The following is a 16,068-nucleotide window of genomic DNA, read 5'->3' on the forward strand; positions in this document are numbered from 1 at the left end:
AATCGCCCTTTTTTATTGCTCGTTATCTGCAAAGCGGAATCGATTATGCTGAAGCTGACAAAAAACAGTAATTAAGCGGGTTTACGACTAATCTGACTTTAATAAAATTAACTAATTTACCCGTGTGAAATCGTTATTTTCAGGTAGGCTATGCGCTCTTAAATGTTGCTGTGCGGGTTATCTAAGGAAGAAAAATGACGAGTCTCGCTCTGGAAGCCAAACATAGCGTGGTGGTTTTACATCAGCTTATCGAACGTATTTTTAATCAGGCCGAGGGCAGCGATGACAGTATGGAACTGCTTCTGTCGCACTTTCATCCCGACTTCAAAATGGTGACGCCGCAGGGCAAACAACTCGATCTCAATGACACCGAAACCCTGTTCCGCAAATTGCATGGACAGCGGGAAGGGATGCGTATCGCGACCAGCGAGCACGCCATCATTTCTCAGCAGCAGCAGGAAGTGACCATTCAGTACCGCGAGCTGCAAATGCTGAACGGCAATAATCAGACCCGCATTTCGCTGGCGGTGCTGGACTGCAGCACACAGATTCCGCGTTGGCGCTATTTGCAGGAAACGCTGATCGCCTGAGCGCAGCCATAAAAAAACCGGTGCCTGGCACCGGTTTTTTTATACTGCATAGCATATTCAATTACTGATCGTGGAGCGTCTCGTCTTCGCGGCAGTCTCCCAGCGCACAGTGGCCGTACAGGTACAGGCTGTGGTTGCTGAGTTTGATACCGTGACGCGTGGCAATTTCACGCTGACGCGTTTCGATCGACTCATCGCTGAACTCGATCACTTTGCCGCAGTCGAGGCAAATCAGGTGATCGTGGTGATGCTGTTGGGTCAGTTCGAACACGGATTTACCGCCTTCGAAGTTGTGACGGGTCACGATGCCCGCATCGTCAAACTGGTTCAGAACACGGTAGACCGTCGCCAGACCAATCTCTTCACCCATATCGATCAGGCGTTTGTACAAATCTTCCGCACTGACATGATGGGACTCGGGTCCGGGTCCCTGAAGCACTTCCAGAATCTTCAGTCTGGGCAGCGTGACTTTCAGGCCAGCCTTTTTCAATGCGGAGTTGTTGTCAGTCATGCGGATATTGTCCTGTTACTTTGCTAGTCACTTACGGCGCAAAGGCCTTGAATGTGTGGTCAACGCGCATTCTCATTTGCGTCTCATTATAGATCTCAGCCTGCGAAATGAAAACCGGCTGCGGCGGACAATTCCCTGAATGCTGTAAGGGAAAGTGGCGCAGAGCTCAGCGGGATCATGAAGATCGCTATTCCTTTTCGCGCGGCCTCAGTCTGATGCCTGAGGAATAAGCAGATGACCGTTGCGGGTATTCTACAGAATTGAGGGAAAAAGTTAAAAAACCGTAGCTATTATTTTTATAGGTAATTCCATTGCCCGATGTGAGCCAGCGCCCACATCGGACAGGAAAGGCATCAGGCTTCGATAATCGCCTGCAGTTGCAGTTCGTCGAAGATCTGCTTAACCCATTTGTCGACGCGCTCGTTGGTCAGCTCTGGCTGACGATCTTCGTCAATCGCCAGACCGAGGAAGTGTTTGTCGTCCGCCAGCCCTTTTGAGGCTTCGAAATGATAACCTTCGGTTGGCCAGTGGCCGACAATCACTGCGCCGTTCGGCTCAATGATGTCGCGAATGGTGCCCATCGCGTCACAGAAGTACTCGGCATAATCTTCCTGATCGCCGCAGCCAAACAGCGCCACCAGCTTGCCATTGAAATCAATTTCTTCCAGCGTCGGGAAGAAGTCATCCCAGTCGCACTGCGCTTCACCGTAGTACCAGGTCGGAATACCCAGCAGCAGGATATCGAATGCTTCGAGATCTTCTTTGGTGCTCTTAGCAATGTCATGCACTTCGGCGACATCTTTACCCAGTTGTTTCTGGATCATTTTTGCAATGTTTTCAGTGTTGCCGGTATCGCTGCCGAAGAAAATGCCTACGATTGCCATGGAGTGAGTAACCTCTTAAATCCTGATTGTGAAAGTAAGTCAGAAGACGACACAGTTATGCGAATGATAGCAGACCGGCGAAAAGCGCGGAATGTGTAAAGCGCTGAGTTTGTGTTCCAGCGTGCGGTCTGCGCACGTTACGCCAGTTTGAGCTGCGCCAGCAGCATTTGTTCAATCAGTTCGCTGCGGCTGATGTTCTGCTGCTCGGCCAGCGTGTTCAGCGCATCGACCGCCTCGCTGGACATTTTCAGCTCGACGCGGCGCAGGCCGCGCACCCGGTCGCGCTTCAGCTGGTTGCGCTTATTAATGCGCAGCTGCTCATCGCGGGACAGCGGGCTGGTTTTGGGGCGACCGGGACGCCGCTCGTCTGCGAAGAGATCGAGCGTGGTACGATCTGTCTGTTCTTTTGCCATGGTTTGTAAAACTGCGTGGGCGCGAACGGCGGAAAGGCGCTGCGCGATTTATACATTATCGGCCCGACCGCGGCGAAAAAAGCATCCGCGGCAAATTTTTAGCGCGACATCATACTCCAGCGCCCTGCGTGACGCCAACCCTAAACCGCCTGTAGCAAGCTTTTGCTTTTACAGGTTAAAAAATCGGCGCACCGCGCGCAGCACGGCCTCAGGTTTTTCAGCATGCACCCAGTGGCCGGCACCGCTGATAATGTGCGCCTGCGCCTGCGGGAACTGGCGCAGCAGCGCATCACGGTGCTGGTTGTCCAGATAGGGTGAATCACCGCCGCGAATAAACAGCGCCGGATGGGGCCACGCGGGGACTTCCTGCCAGCCGGAGAGAATAGGGTAGTTATCCCACAACACCGGCACATTAAAGCGCCATTCGCCTTCGTGGAAGGATTTCAGGATGAACTGAATCACCCCTTCTTCGCGTATGTATTCACGCATCACCTCGGCCGCAGCACTGCGGCGCGTGACGCCGGCTGCGCTCACCGCGCGGATTGCCGCGAAGATCTCATCGTGACGCCGCGTCTGGTAATCCACCGGCGCGATATCGATCAGCACCATTTTGCCAATGCGTTCGGGCGCAACGGCACTCAGCGCCATGGCAATTTTGCCCCCCATCGAGTGGCCGATGAGATCGGCCCGTTCGATGTGGTGCGCATCCAGCGTGTCGACCATATCCTGCGCCAGCGCAGCGTAGTGCATCTCTTCGCTGCGCGGTGACAGGCCGTGGTTACGCACATCCACCTGCAGCGTGGGGCGCGCATCGCGTACGCCGCGCGCCAGCACGCCAAGATTATCCAGGCTGCCAAACAGGCCATGTATTAACAGAATCGGCAGGGCATCAGGGGCAGATTGTTCAGTTTGCAGACGGGCGTTCAAAATCATGGCTAAAGTTCTTTCGGTTGAGACCTGGGCTTAGGGTATCATGGATTCACCTGTCCCGGCGTCAGGCGGTCAGGCATTAGGGCATATTCCGACTTTTGCCCGGAAACGATGCCAGCGCTACCGGCTGTCGCGGATTTAACTTTATAATCCTTATGTTAGAGCCCGCTCACGTTTTGCACGACCGGATTTTGCTAAGGCCGTTGCAGAATAGCGTGGTTCTGCCATTTGCCAGAATCGTACGGAAAAAGATGAAAACGATTGAAGTTGACGAAGAACTCTACCGTTATATTGCCAGCCACACCCAGCACATTGGTGAAAGCGCGTCGGACATTTTGCGCCGCATGCTGAAATTCACCGCCGGCCAGAGCGCACCTGCTGCGTCAGCGACCAGTGCTGCGGTAAAAGAAGCGCCAGCTGTACGCAGCGAAGCGCGTCCTCAGGATCGCGTGCGCGCCGTGCGTGAGCTGCTGCTGTCTGACGAGTATGCGGAGCAGAAGAAGGCGGTTAATCGCTTTATGCTGATCCTGTCAACGCTCTATCGTCTTGATCCGGCGGCGTTTGCTGATGCTACTGCTTCGTTGCAGGGCCGCACCCGCGTTTACTTTGCGGGCGATGAGCACACGTTGTTGCAAAATGGCACCCATACTAAGCCGAAGCACGTGCCCGGCACGCCGTACTGGGTGATCACCAATACCAATACAGGTCGTAAATGCAGCATGGTGGAACACATCATGCTCGCCATGCAGTTCCCGCAGGAACTGGCAGAGAAAGTTTGCGGCACCATTTAAACCGAAGCGTCAGGGAGAAGCGCCAATGGCCAATCACCCCCGTGCCGGGCAACCTGCCCAGCAGAGCGATTTGATTAACGTTGCACAATTAACCTCGCAGTACTACGTCCTGAAGCCGGATGCGGCGAACCCGGACCATGCGGTGAAATTTGGCACCTCCGGCCACCGCGGCAGCGCGGGACGCCACAGCTTCAACGAAGTACACATTCTGGCGATTGCGCAGGCGATCGCCGAAGAGCGTAAAAAGAACGGCATCACCGGTCCGTGCTATGTGGGCAAAGATACCCACGCGCTGTCCGAGCCGGCGATCCTGTCAGTGCTGGAAGTGCTGGCCGCCAACGGCGTTGACGTGATCGTGCAGCAGGACAACGGCTACACGCCGACGCCAGCGATCTCTAACGCCATTCTCGAGCACAACAAGCGCGGCGGCGCGCAGGCGGACGGCATCGTCATTACCCCGTCGCACAACCCGCCGGAAGACGGTGGCATCAAATACAACCCACCAAACGGTGGACCGGCTGACACCAACGTCACCAAAGTGGTGGAAGATCGCGCGAATCAGCTGATCAAAGGTGAGCTGAAAGAGGTGAAACGTCTGGCGCTGGATCAGGCGTGGGCCAGTGGCCACATCGTCGAGCAGGATCTGATCCAGCCGTACGTTGAAGGTCTGGCGCAGGTGATCGATTTCCCGGCGATCCAGAAAGCCGGCCTGAAAATCGGTGTCGATCCGCTCGGCGGTTCCGGCATGGCTTACTGGCAGCGCATCGCGGAGCATTACCAGCTGGATCTGACCATCGTGAATGACGCTATCGATCAGACCTTCCGCTTCATGCATCTGGATAAAGATGGCGTGGTGCGCATGGACTGTTCGTCCGAGTGCGCGATGGCCGGCCTGCTGGCCTATAAAGACAAATTCGATCTGGCCTTCGGTAACGATCCGGACTACGACCGTCACGGCATTGTTACGCCAGCCGGTCTGATGAACCCGAACCACTATCTGGCGGTGGCGATCAACTACCTGTTCCAGCACCGTCCGCAGTGGGGCAAAGAGGTGGCCGTCGGTAAAACGCTGGTCTCCAGCGCAATGATCGACCGCGTGGTGAACGACATTGGTCGCAAGCTGGTGGAAGTGCCGGTCGGCTTCAAGTGGTTCGTGGATGGCCTGTTCGACGGCAGCTTCGGCTTTGGCGGCGAAGAGAGCGCGGGGGCTTCGTTCCTGCGTTTCGATGGTTCAGCCTGGTCAACCGACAAAGACGGCATCATTCTGTGTCTGCTGGCGGCGGAAATCACCGCGGTGACCGGTAAGAACCCGCAGCAGCACTACGATGAGCTGGCCGCGCGTTTTGGTGCGCCAAGCTACAACCGTCTGCAGGCGCCAGCCACTTCCGCGCAGAAAGCGGCGCTGTCGAAGCTGTCACCTGAAATGGTCAGCGCCGATACGCTGGCGGGCGACCCGATCACCGCACGTCTGACCGCGGCACCGGGCAACGGCGCTTCGATTGGCGGTCTGAAAGTGATGACGGAAAACGGCTGGTTTGCCGCGCGTCCGTCCGGTACCGAAGACGCCTACAAAATCTATTGTGAAAGTTTCCTCGGCGCTGAGCATCGCCAGCAGATCGAGAAAGAAGCGGTAGAGATTGTCAGCGAAGTGCTGAAAAACGCCTGACAGGGCGACACGCATGACATGAAGGCCGCGCTCGCGGCCTTTTTTTATGGCATGAAGCGATAGCCGATGCCGGTTTCCGTCAGCAGATGACTGGGCTGGGTGGGATTGGCTTCCAGCTTTTGCCGCAGATGTCCCATATAGATGCGCAGATAATGGCTGTGTTCGACGGCGTTAGGGCCCCAGACCTGGTTAAGCAACTGGCGCTGGGTCAGCACTTTACCGGCGTTATTCAGCAGCAGGCTGAGCAGCCGAAACTCGGTCGGCGTCAGATGCACTTCCTCACCGCTGCGCAGCACGCGCCGCGCGGCGAGATCGACGCTCACCTCGCCAAACTGCACCAGCGGCTCCGGCTGGCTGCGCTGATGGCGGCGCAGCGCTACGCGCACCCGCGCCAGCAGTTCGCCGATGCCAAACGGCTTGGTGAGATAGTCATCGGCGCCGGCATCCAGCGCCTCAATTTTATCCTGCTCATCGCTGCGCGCCGACAGCACAATCACAGGCATGCTGCTCCATTGCCGCACTTCGCGGATAAAGGCATTGCCATCGCCGTCCGGCAAACCGAGGTCGAGAATCACTAAATCCGGTTTGCGCGTGGCCGCTTCAATCAGGCCGCGCTGCAGTTGCTCCGCTTCCACAATCTTCAGGCCTTCGCTCTCCAGCGCCAGGCGCACGAAACGGCGAATCTCCTTTTCATCTTCGACAATCAGGATGGTTGTCACGCTGACTCCTGCGGCAAATAAGGTTAACGCATTACTTTAACAATAAACCGCGACGGCGTCCGTCACGATCTCAGTAACTCGCTGTGATCCGAAATTTTACAAAAACGTAACTTCCTTTCATCCCGACCAGGAAATGACTGAAAAAAGATCAAAATAGTGGTCGGATGAGTAGTAAAATTACACAACCCGGCGTAATATCTGAGGCAGATCACATTTCAAAGCAAAATTTACCACGAGGAGGCAAAGATGTATCAGGCATATCCACTCGCCAAAATTGTGCTGCGCCGTGTGCTGGTGGTATTGATTGGCGTACTGGCGCTGCCAGTGATGCTGTTCCGCCAGGATCGCGCGCGCTTCTACAGTTATCTGCACCGCATGTGGTGCAAAACCAGCACCAAACCAGTCTGGCTGGCGCAGTCCGAAGCGGCAGGCGGCATCTACTGGTAACGCACAGATTTGCGGTAATAACCCGGTGACCTCGCTCAGAGCACCGGGTTTTTTTATCTAAAAATGGTGCGACAAACGCATTGCCCCACTGTTATCTCGCGCCATTTCAGCTACACTTAAAACCTCTACAAGATTTTGGGGGTTGTACAAGTATGAGCGAGAAGATTCCTGTAGGTATCAGTGCCTGCCTGCTCGGGGATAGCGTCCGATTCGATGGCGGCCACAAGCGTTTTGCCTTTGCAACTGACGAGCTCGCGCCATTTGTGCGCTTCGAACCCGTTTGCCCGGAAATGGCGATTGGTCTGCCGACGCCGCGTCCGGCACTGCGGCTGGTTAAACAGAGCGACGATCAGATCCACCTGTGTTTCAGTAAAGACGGCGGGGAAGAGCTGACCGACGAAATGGCCCGCTGGTCCGCTGATCGCGTCAAATCGCTGCACCATCTGTGCGGCTATATCCTGTGTGCCAAATCGCCGAGCTGCGGTCTGGAGCGCGTGCGCGTCTATGAGCCTGATACCAACAACAACCGCAAAGCCGGTACCGGCGTCTTCACCTCGTTCCTGCAGAAAGAGCTGCCGTGGCTGCCGCTGGAAGAGGATGGACGCCTGCACGACGATGCTATCCGGGAAAACTTTATGGGGCGCGTCTATGCGCTGCATGAGTTTAACGAAATGTGGCGCAGCGGGCTAACGCGTCACAAGCTGATCGCCTTCCACAGTCGCTACAAACTGCTGCTGCTGTCGCATGCGCAGGACGAATACCGCGAAATGGGACGCTTCGTCGCGGCGATGGAACAGTGGGAATCACTGGATGCCTACGCCTTTGAATACCGTAATCGTCTGATGCATCTGATGTCGCACCAGGCATCGCGGCGTAACCACACTAACGTACTGATGCACGTGCAGGGCTACTTCCGGCCGAAGCTGAGTTCACCACAGCGTCAGGAGCTGGCGCAGCTGATCGACCGCTACCGTCGCGGTGTGCAGCCGCTGCTGGCACCGATCACCATGCTGAAACACTACATGGCGGAGTTCCCGCACCCGTGGCTGGCGCAGCAGCGTTATTTCGATCCCTACCCGGAAGCGCTGCGTCTGCGCTACGGCCAGTAAATCCGGAGCGTTATGAGCACTCACTTAGTCTGGCTGCGTAACGATTTGCGCATTAATGATAACAGCGCACTGGCCGCCGCCTGCCGCGACGGTCAGGCCGAGGTGCTGGCGCTGTTCATCGCCACGCCCGGCCAGTGGCAGCAGCACAGCATGGCGCCTAAACAGGCGGCGTTTATCCATCAGAATCTGTGTTTGCTGCAGCAGTCGCTGGCAGAACGCGGCATTAAGCTGCATTTTCATCAGTGCGATGACTTTGCCGCATCGGTCGACTATCTGGCGACCTTCTGTCAGCAGCACAAGGTGGATGCGCTGTTTTACAACTATCAGTATGAAATCAATGAGCGCCAGCGCGATGCCGCCGTCGAGAAGCAGCTGGATCAGCAGGGCTTAGTGTGTCAGGGATTTGATGACAGCCTGCTGTTGCCGCCGGGCAGCGTACAAACCGGCAGCAATAGCATGTTTAAAGTGTTCACGCCGTTCAGCAAAGCCTTTATCCGCCGCCTGCAGCAGGGGCTGCCCGAGTGTCATCATGCGCCGAAAGCGCGCGCCGGTGCGCCGATATCCGCGGGCAAAAAAATTCCGCCATTCGATTATCCGCAGGAAACGTTCGACGACACGTTGTTTCCGCCGGGCGAAGAGGCAGCGCTTAAACAGCTGCGCCAGTTTGCCCAGCAGCGGGTGGAAAAATATGACCAGCAGCGCGACATACCGGCGATTGATGGCACCAGCCGCCTGTCTCCGTATCTGGCCACGGGCGTGCTGTCGCCGCGTCAGTGCCTGCACCGCATTCTGAAGGAGCATCCGCAGGCGCTGCACAACGGCAGCGCGCTGGTGTGGCTGAATGAACTGGTCTGGCGCGAATTTTATCGTCACCTGATGGTGGCCTTTCCGGCGCTGTGTAAGCATCAGCCGTTTGTCGACTGGACGCGCAACGTCAGCTGGCAACAGAATGCGCAACACCTTGCCGCCTGGCAGCAGGGCAAAACCGGTTATCCAATCGTTGATGCGGCGATGCGCCAGCTCAATACGCTGGGCTGGATGCATAACCGGCTGCGCATGATTACCGCCAGCTTTCTGGTTAAGGATCTGCTGATTGACTGGCGCGAAGGCGAACGTTATTTCATGCAGCAGCTGATCGACGGCGATCTGGCGGCCAATAACGGTGGCTGGCAGTGGGCCGCGTCAACCGGCACCGACGCCGCGCCCTACTTCCGCATCTTCAATCCGACCACCCAGGGCGAGCGCTTTGATAAACAGGGCGAGTTTATCCGTCAGTGGCTGCCGGAGCTGAACGCGGTGCCGGACAGCGACATTCACCAGCCGCACGTCTGGGCGGAGAAAAACAACAAGAAACTCGATTATCCGGCGCCAATCGTGGAACATAAGGCGGCACGTAAAAAGACATTAGACGCCTTCGAGCGCGCGCGCAGCGCGGCCTGAGGCGGTCACGGAGCCGTTATGAACAATTTCGAGTTAGAACAGATCGTCAATCAGCAACTTAACACCAGCGCCTTCAGCGATTATGCGCCCAACGGTTTACAGGTTGAAGGGCGTGAGCAGGTGCGCCGCGTGATTACCGGCGTGACCGCCTGTCAGGCGCTGCTGGATGAAGCGGTGAAACGTAACGCCGATGCGATACTGGTGCATCATGGCTACTTCTGGAAGAGCGAAGCGCCGGTCATCAAAGGTATGAAGCGTCAGCGTCTGCGCACGCTGCTGGCCAATGACATCAACCTGTACGGCTGGCATTTACCGCTCGATGCGCATCCGCAGCTCGGCAATAACGCCCAGCTGGCCATGCTGTTTGATATCGATGTCAAAGGTGAAATCCAGCCGCTGGTGCCCTGGGGCGAGCTGGCCGAGCCGCTGAGCGGTGTGGCGCTGGCGGAAAAGATCGCGGCGCGCCTCTGCCGTCAGCCGCTGCACTGCGGTGATAACGCCCCGGCGCTGATTCGCCGGGTGGCGTGGTGCAGCGGCGGCGGTCAGGGCTTTATTGATGCGGCCGCCGCGTTTGGCGTCGACGCCTTCATCAGCGGAGAAGTCTCTGAGCAAACCATCCACAGTGCGCGCGAGCAGGGCCTGCATTTCTTCGCTGCCGGGCATCACGCCACCGAACGCGGCGGCATCAAAGCGCTCGGTGAGTGGCTCGCCAGCCTGCACGGCCTGGACGTGACCTTTATCGATATCGACAACCCTGCCTGACCGCCTCGCTTACGCGCCCGGATAAGTGTCTCCGGGCGCAAATCAGTTGACACACCTCCTTCACTTTCGCATAACTTATTGACTTTACGTATAAGCGAATGCCCTTTGGCGCGCGAAAACGGCGCGTTTTATTAATGACCGGGAGGTGGGTTTTGCAACGAGCACGTTGTTATCTGCTGGGTGAGCGAGCGGTGGTACTGGAGCTGGAACCGCCGGTTTCGCTCGTCAGTCAGCAGCGCATCTGGGGATTGTGTCAGCGGCTGCAGCAGAATGAGCAGGTGGCGGAAGTGATTCCGGGCATGAACAACCTGACGCTGCTGCTGCGCGATCCGCAGCTGAAAGCACTGGACGCGATCGAACGCTTGCAGCGCTGGTGGGAGGAGAGCGAAGTGCTGCTGGCCGAGCCGCGCCAGATTGAGATTCCGGTGGTGTATGGCGGTGCCGGCGGGCCGGATCTGGCAGAGGTCGCCCGTGCGGCGGGCCTGACCTCCCAACAGGTGGTGGAGCTGCACAGCAGCGCGGATTACGTGGTCTATTTCATTGGCTTCCAGCCGGGTTTCCCTTATCTCGGTGGGCTTGACGAACGGCTGCACACGCCGCGTCGCGCCGAGCCGCGGCTGGTGGTGCCTGGCGGTTCGGTGGGGATTGGCGGCAGTCAGACCGGCATCTATCCGCTGGCCGCGCCCGGCGGCTGGCAGCTGATTGGTCACACGTCGCTGAGCCTGTTCGATCCGCAACAGCAGCCGCCGACGCTGCTGCGTCCCGGCGACAGCATCCGCTTCGTACCGCAGCCGGAGGGCGTATGTTAAATATTTTGCGTGCCGGATTAATGACCTCGGTGCAGGATCGCGGCCGCCACGGCTGGCGGCAATACGGTATCAGCCTGAGCGGCGCCCTGGATGAGCCTTCAATGCGCACGGCCAACATGCTGGTCGGCAACGCGGAAAACAGCGCGGTGCTGGAGATTGTGCTCGGCCAGTTCAAAGCGGAGTTTCGCCGCGACGGCTGGTTTGCGCTGACTGGTGCCAGCTGCAGCGCCGAACTGGATGGTCAGCCGGTGTGGACCGGCTGGCGTCTGCCGGTGAAAAAGGGCCAGGTGCTGAGCCTGTCGATGCCCACGCGCGGTATGCGCAGCTATCTGGCGGTGAACGGCGGTTTCGCCATCGACGCCATGCTGGGCTCGCACAGCACCGATCTCAAAGCGGCCTTTGGCGGCTGGCAGGGGCGTAAACTGCAGGATGGCGATCAGCTGCCGCTGGGCAAGCCGACGCGCCGCTTCAGCCATCAGGCTGGCGTGCGGCAGCTGCTGTGGGGCAACCGCATCCGCGCGCTGCCGGGGCCGGAGTACAACGAATTTACCCATGACGCGCAGGACGCCTTCTGGCGTAACCCGTGGCAGCTCAGCCCGCAAAGTAACCGCATGGGCTATCGCCTGCAGGGCAGTCCGCTGCAGCGCAGTGCCGCGCGTGAACTGCTGTCGCACGGCCTGGTGCCGGGTGTGGTGCAGGTGCCGCCAAACGGTCAGCCGATTGTGCTGATGGCCGATGCGCAAACCACCGGCGGTTATCCGCGTATCGCCTGCGTGATCGAAGCCGATCTTTATCAGCTGGCGCAGATTCGTCTGGGAGAACCGATCCACTTCATTCGCTGTACGCTGGAGGAAGCGCTGCTGGCGAAACAGCAGCAGCAGCGTTCGCTTGATCAGATAGCCTGGGGGCTTGCTCATGAAGATCGATCTTAACGCCGACCTCGGTGAAGGCAGCGCCAGCGATCGGGCCCTGCTGGAGCTGGTGAGCTCGGCCAACATCGCCTGCGGTTTCCATGCCGGCGATGCCGAAACCATGCTGCAGTCGGTGCGCTGGGCCAGTGCCAACGGCGTGGCGATTGGTGCGCATCCGAGCTTCCCCGACCGGGAAAATTTTGGCCGGACCGCCATGCAGCTGCCGCCGGAAACCGTGTATGCCCAGGTGATCTACCAGATTGGTGCCCTGAAAAGCATCGCCGAAAGTGAAGGGGCGCAGCTGGTGCACGTGAAGCCGCACGGCATGCTGTATAACCAGGCGGCGGCGGATGCACAGCTGGCGGATGCGATTGCGCGCGCGGTGAAAGCCGTCGATCCGGCGTTGATTCTGGTTGGTCTGGCGGGCAGCGCCTCGATTGCCGCCGCCGCGCATCACGGTTTGCGCACGCGCGAAGAAGTGTTTGCCGACCGCGGCTATCTGGCCAGTGGCGCGCTGGTGCCGCGCAGCCAGCCGGGGGCGTTAATCGAAGAGGCAGAGCAGGCGCTGGCGCAGACGCTGACGATGGTGCAGCAGCGACAGGTGCGCAGCATCAGCGGCGAATGGGTGGCGGTAAACGCGCAGACGGTTTGTCTGCATGGCGATGGCGCTCATGCGCTGGCATTCGCCCGCACGCTGCGCGCCGCTTTTGCGACAAATCAGATTGCTGTCACCAGCGCCTGATCATTGACTGTTGGCCCGGCCTGTTGCCGGGCTTTTTTATTTCTGACGAGGGGAAAACATGGATAACGTGGTCAATCTCTGGCCGTTACTTGGCATTGCCGCGATTGTGCTCGGCTTTGTGCTGCGCTTCAATCCGGTGCTGGTGGTGATTGTAGCCGGTTTTGTTACCGGGCTGGCGGCGCATATGCCGCTCGGCGATATTCTGGAGAAGCTCGGCTCCGGCTTTCTCAATACCCGCAATCTGCCGCTGATCCTGCTGTTGCCGCTGGCGGTGATCGGACTGCTGGAGCGTCACGGCTTGAAAGAGCGCGCGCAGACGTGGATCGCCCGCATCAAAACTGCCACCGCTGGCCGTTTACTGATTGTCTATCTGTTCGTGCGTGAACTGACTGCGGCGCTGGGGCTGACCAGCCTGGGCGGTCACCCGCAGATGGTGCGTCCGCTGCTGGCACCGATGGCCGAAGGCGCAACCGAAAATCGTTACGGCACCGTGTCACCCGAGATACGCCAGCGGCTGCGTGCCATGTCGGCGGCCACCGATAACGTCGGTCTGTTCTTTGGTGAAGATATCTTCGTGGCCTTTGGCGCCATCATCTTCATGCACAACTTTATGCAGGAGTCCGCCGGCATCAGCACTGAACCGCTGCACATCGCGCTGTGGGGCATTCCGACCGCGCTGTGCGCGTTCCTGATCCATGCTGTGCGGCTGGTGCGGCTCGACCGTCAGCTGTCACGTGAGCTGGGCGCGCTTAACCAGCAGGCGCTGCGCGCAAAAGGAGGTGAGTGATGTTTCAGCAACAGTATCTGATGTGGCTGGCCGGGGCGATCCTGCTGATTGTCGCGCTGCTGTCATGGCGCGACAGCGCCAACCCGCGTCGTTTTACCACCGGTCTGTTCTGGGCGCTGTACGGTGTGATTTTCCTGCTCGGCGACGGTGCTTATCAACTGATGGGGCAGTGGGCTGGTGATGCGGATCTGGGACGTCGCTGGTTGCATATTGCCGTGGGCGTGGCGGTGGTGGTGATGGCGCTGATTGCCGGTTTCGGCGGCGTGCGCCTCGGACGCTATCATCAGCGCAGCGATGAACAGAAGCAGCAGAGCGCGCAGCGTCTCGGCAACAAGCTGTTTCTGCCGGCGCTGGCGATCCCGCTGGTGACGGTGATTGGCGTGCTGGCGTTCAATCATATTCCCGGTCTGCAGGAGAGAGTGTTTGGCCCGGGCAACCACTCGACGCTGGTAACGCTGTTTTCGATGATGATTGGCTGCGTGCTGGGCTGGCTGATTGCGCTGAAGTTTACCCACGAGAAGCCGCTGCAGTCGATGCAGGAGACGCGGCGTTTGCTGGATGCGGTTGGCTGGGCGTTTATTTTGCCGCAGATTCTCGCCACGCTCGGCCTGCTGTTTACCAGCGCCGGCGTCGGCACGGCGATTTCGCATCTGACTGAACACTATCTGGCGGTGGATAACCGGCTGATTGCGGTCGCGGTGTATGCGTTGGGCATGGCGTTGCTGACCATGGTGATGGGCAATGCGTTTGCGGCGTTCCCGATTGTCACCGCCGGCATCGGTATTCCGATTCTGGTGCTGCAGCACGGTGGCAATCCGGCGGTGATGGCGGCGATCGGCATGTTCTGCGGTTACTGCGGCACGCTGATGACGCCGATGGCCGCCAACTTCAATATCGTTCCGGCACGTTTACTGGAGCTGCCGGACCGCAATGCGGTGATCAAGGCTCAGGTGCCAACCGGTGTGCTACTGTTACTGGTAAATATTTTCCTGCTTTACTTCCTGATGTTCCTGTGAGGTGGCGATGAAAACGGTACTGATGACGGCGTTTGAGCCGTTTGGCGGCGAGCGCATTAATCCATCGTGGGAAGCGGTGCGCAGCTTTGATGGTCGGGAGATCGGCGGCGCGCGGATTGTGGTGCGCCAGCTGCCGGTGGTATTCGCCCGCTGCGGCCACGTGCTGACCGCCGCGCTGGAAGAGCTGCAGCCGCACCGCGTGCTGTGCGTCGGCCAGGCTGGCGGGCGCAGCGATATCAGCGTGGAGCGCGTGGCGATTAATGTGAACGATGCGCGCATTCCGGATAACGATCAGCAGCAGCCCATCGACCAGCCGATTGTCGCCGGCGGCCCGGCGGCCTATTTTTCCACGCTGCCGATCAAAGCGATGGTCGCGGCACTGCGCGAAGTGGGCATTCCGGCATCGGTGTCGCAGACCGCCGGGACGTTTACCTGCAATAACGTGATGTATCACCTGCTGCACTGGCTGCAGACCACAGGCAGCGCGGCGCGCGGCGGTTTCGTGCATATTCCTTATATGCCAGAGCAGGCGGCACATCATCCTGGCGCACCGAGTATGTCGACCGCCAGTGTGATTCAGGCGCTGGAAACCTCGCTGCAGGTGATGCTCAGCACCGATAACGATATTCGCGAAGTGGGCGGCGCAACACACTAAACAGGAGAGGATATGCCAGAGGGACCGGAGATCCGCCGTGCGGCGGATCAGCTGGCTGCGGCGATGACCGGCAAACCGCTCACCGAGGTGTGGTTTGCTTTTCCCCAGCTGAAAACCTACGAGCCATCCTTGCTGGGCGAGACCATCGATGCGATTGAGACCCGCGGTAAAGCGCTGCTGACGCATTTTTCCAACGGGTTGACGCTGTACAGCCACAACCAGTTGTACGGCGTGTGGCGCGTGGTGCCGAGCGGGACCGAGCCCAACACGACGCGCCAGCTGCGCGTGCGGCTTAGCAATGCGGAAAGCGCCATTTTGCTGTATAGCGCCTCAGATATTGAACTGCTGAACGCAGATACGCTTGGCGCGCATCCGTTTTTGCAGCGCGTCGGACCGGACGTGCTGGACGCCACCCTAACGGTGGATGAAGTGCGCGAGCGGCTGCTGTCGCCGCGCTTTCGTCGGCGTCAGTTCAGCGGTTTGCTGCTCGATCAGGCATTTCTCGCCGGACTGGGCAATTATCTGCGCGTGGAGATATTGTGGCACGCCGGATTACTGGCGCAGCATCGCGCACAGGATTTGAGCGACCAGCAGCTGGATGCCCTGAGCCACGCCATGCTGGCGGTGCCACGTTTGTCCTATCAGATGCGTGGCAGCATGAAGAAGTATCACGAAGAGGCGGCGTTTCGTTTCGAGGTGTTTCACCGCCAGGGCAAAAAGTGCCGGCGCTGCGGCACCGTCATTGAGAAGGGCGTGCTGTCATCCCGGCCGTTTTACTGGTGTCCGGGCTGTCAGCATTGAGTTTTGGCAATCAACAGAAGAGGCGCGGGACAGGATGTCCCGTCGACGGCGGTCCGTCAGACTGACGAAGGGTGTGAAGGTACCG

The 16,068-nt window shown here is 58.8% G+C and carries 19 protein-coding genes; 14 read left to right on the top strand and 5 right to left on the bottom strand.

All coding sequences use genetic code 11. The features are described 5' to 3' along the window. Positions 1–194 precede the first annotated feature (194 nt). Complete coding sequence (locus tag MXF20_RS00460) at positions 195–590, top strand: hypothetical protein (RefSeq protein WP_325967017.1); 396 nt, start codon at positions 195–197, stop codon at positions 588–590. 61 nt (positions 591–651) lie between these two features. On the opposite strand, the gene fur is transcribed toward MXF20_RS00460, so the two are convergent. From fur to ybfF, 4 genes are all read right to left on the bottom strand, one after another. Beyond that, positions 652–1,101, bottom strand: a complete 450-nt coding sequence (gene fur / locus MXF20_RS00465; protein WP_021508558.1) for a ferric iron uptake transcriptional regulator — start codon at positions 1,099–1,101, stop codon at positions 652–654. A gap of 353 nt (positions 1,102–1,454) precedes the next feature. Further along, positions 1,455–1,985, bottom strand: a complete 531-nt coding sequence (fldA, locus tag MXF20_RS00470; RefSeq protein WP_021508557.1) for a flavodoxin FldA — start codon at positions 1,983–1,985, stop codon at positions 1,455–1,457. 137 nt (positions 1,986–2,122) lie between these two features. Beyond that, positions 2,123–2,398 (bottom strand): LexA regulated protein, encoded by a 276-nt coding sequence (gene ybfE, locus MXF20_RS00475; protein WP_010616122.1) that lies wholly within the window; start codon positions 2,396–2,398, stop codon positions 2,123–2,125. A 168-nt stretch (positions 2,399–2,566) separates the two neighbouring features. Further along, the gene (gene ybfF, locus MXF20_RS00480; RefSeq protein ID WP_325967018.1) at positions 2,567–3,331 is read right to left on the bottom strand and encodes an esterase; all 765 of its coding nucleotides are present in this window, start codon (positions 3,329–3,331) and stop codon (positions 2,567–2,569) included. A gap of 248 nt (positions 3,332–3,579) precedes the next feature. On the opposite strand from ybfF, the gene seqA reads away from it, so the two are divergent. Beyond that, positions 3,580–4,119, top strand: coding sequence for a replication initiation negative regulator SeqA (gene seqA, locus MXF20_RS00485; protein WP_059010772.1), 540 nt, complete (start codon positions 3,580–3,582; stop codon positions 4,117–4,119). Positions 4,120–4,144: 25 nt separating this feature from the next. Further along, entirely contained in the window at positions 4,145–5,785 is a 1,641-nt protein-coding gene (gene pgm, locus MXF20_RS00490) for a phosphoglucomutase (alpha-D-glucose-1,6-bisphosphate-dependent) (RefSeq protein ID WP_021508555.1), read from the top strand. Between the two features lie 44 nt (positions 5,786–5,829). On the opposite strand, the gene kdpE is transcribed toward pgm, so the two are convergent. Beyond that, positions 5,830–6,504, bottom strand: a complete 675-nt coding sequence (gene kdpE, locus MXF20_RS00495) for a two-component system response regulator KdpE (protein WP_058775281.1) — start codon at positions 6,502–6,504, stop codon at positions 5,830–5,832. A 246-nt stretch (positions 6,505–6,750) separates the two neighbouring features. Between kdpE and MXF20_RS00500 the strand changes: the two genes are divergently transcribed. The 11 genes from MXF20_RS00500 (at position 6,751) to nei (ending at position 15,983) form a co-directional block, all read left to right on the top strand. Next, entirely contained in the window at positions 6,751–6,951 is a 201-nt protein-coding gene (locus MXF20_RS00500; RefSeq protein WP_031279882.1) for a YbfA family protein, read from the top strand. Positions 6,952–7,103: 152 nt separating this feature from the next. Continuing rightward, positions 7,104–8,060 carry a 2-thiouracil desulfurase family protein gene (locus MXF20_RS00505; RefSeq protein WP_325967021.1) on the top strand — a complete coding sequence of 319 codons (957 nt, stop codon included), beginning with the start codon at positions 7,104–7,106 and terminating at the stop codon, positions 8,058–8,060. A 12-nt stretch (positions 8,061–8,072) separates the two neighbouring features. Further along, positions 8,073–9,500 carry a deoxyribodipyrimidine photo-lyase gene (phrB, locus tag MXF20_RS00510; protein WP_325967023.1) on the top strand — a complete coding sequence of 476 codons (1,428 nt, stop codon included), beginning with the start codon at positions 8,073–8,075 and terminating at the stop codon, positions 9,498–9,500. Between the two features lie 18 nt (positions 9,501–9,518). After that, positions 9,519–10,262 carry a type 2 GTP cyclohydrolase I gene (locus MXF20_RS00515; protein ID WP_325967024.1) on the top strand — a complete coding sequence of 248 codons (744 nt, stop codon included), beginning with the start codon at positions 9,519–9,521 and terminating at the stop codon, positions 10,260–10,262. Positions 10,263–10,414: 152 nt separating this feature from the next. Further along, positions 10,415–11,071, top strand: a complete 657-nt coding sequence (gene pxpB / locus MXF20_RS00520) for a 5-oxoprolinase subunit PxpB (RefSeq protein WP_325967025.1) — start codon at positions 10,415–10,417, stop codon at positions 11,069–11,071. After that, positions 11,065–12,003 carry a 5-oxoprolinase subunit PxpC gene (pxpC, locus tag MXF20_RS00525; RefSeq protein WP_325967026.1) on the top strand — a complete coding sequence of 313 codons (939 nt, stop codon included), beginning with the start codon at positions 11,065–11,067 and terminating at the stop codon, positions 12,001–12,003. Before pxpB ends, pxpC begins: the two co-directional genes overlap by 7 nt. Further along, the gene (gene pxpA, locus MXF20_RS00530; RefSeq protein WP_325967027.1) at positions 11,987–12,724 is read left to right on the top strand and encodes a 5-oxoprolinase subunit PxpA; all 738 of its coding nucleotides are present in this window, start codon (positions 11,987–11,989) and stop codon (positions 12,722–12,724) included. The genes pxpC and pxpA overlap by 17 nt, the downstream gene beginning before the upstream one ends. A gap of 58 nt (positions 12,725–12,782) precedes the next feature. Continuing rightward, positions 12,783–13,511, top strand: coding sequence for a DUF969 domain-containing protein (locus MXF20_RS00535; protein ID WP_325967028.1), 729 nt, complete (start codon positions 12,783–12,785; stop codon positions 13,509–13,511). Beyond that, complete coding sequence (locus MXF20_RS00540) at positions 13,511–14,527, top strand: DUF979 domain-containing protein (RefSeq protein WP_325967030.1); 1,017 nt, start codon at positions 13,511–13,513, stop codon at positions 14,525–14,527. The genes MXF20_RS00535 and MXF20_RS00540 overlap by 1 nt, the downstream gene beginning before the upstream one ends. A 7-nt stretch (positions 14,528–14,534) precedes the next feature. Next, on the top strand, positions 14,535–15,182 hold the full coding sequence (gene pcp / locus MXF20_RS00545) for a pyroglutamyl-peptidase I (RefSeq protein ID WP_325967032.1): 648 nt from the start codon (positions 14,535–14,537) through the stop codon (positions 15,180–15,182). Between the two features lie 12 nt (positions 15,183–15,194). Then, complete coding sequence (gene nei, locus MXF20_RS00550) at positions 15,195–15,983, top strand: endonuclease VIII (RefSeq protein WP_325967033.1); 789 nt, start codon at positions 15,195–15,197, stop codon at positions 15,981–15,983. The last annotated feature ends 85 nt before the right edge of the window (positions 15,984–16,068 follow it).

Source organism: Pantoea dispersa (genome assembly GCF_035783935.1).
Lineage (GTDB): Bacteria > Pseudomonadota > Gammaproteobacteria > Enterobacterales > Enterobacteriaceae > Pantoea > Pantoea dispersa_C.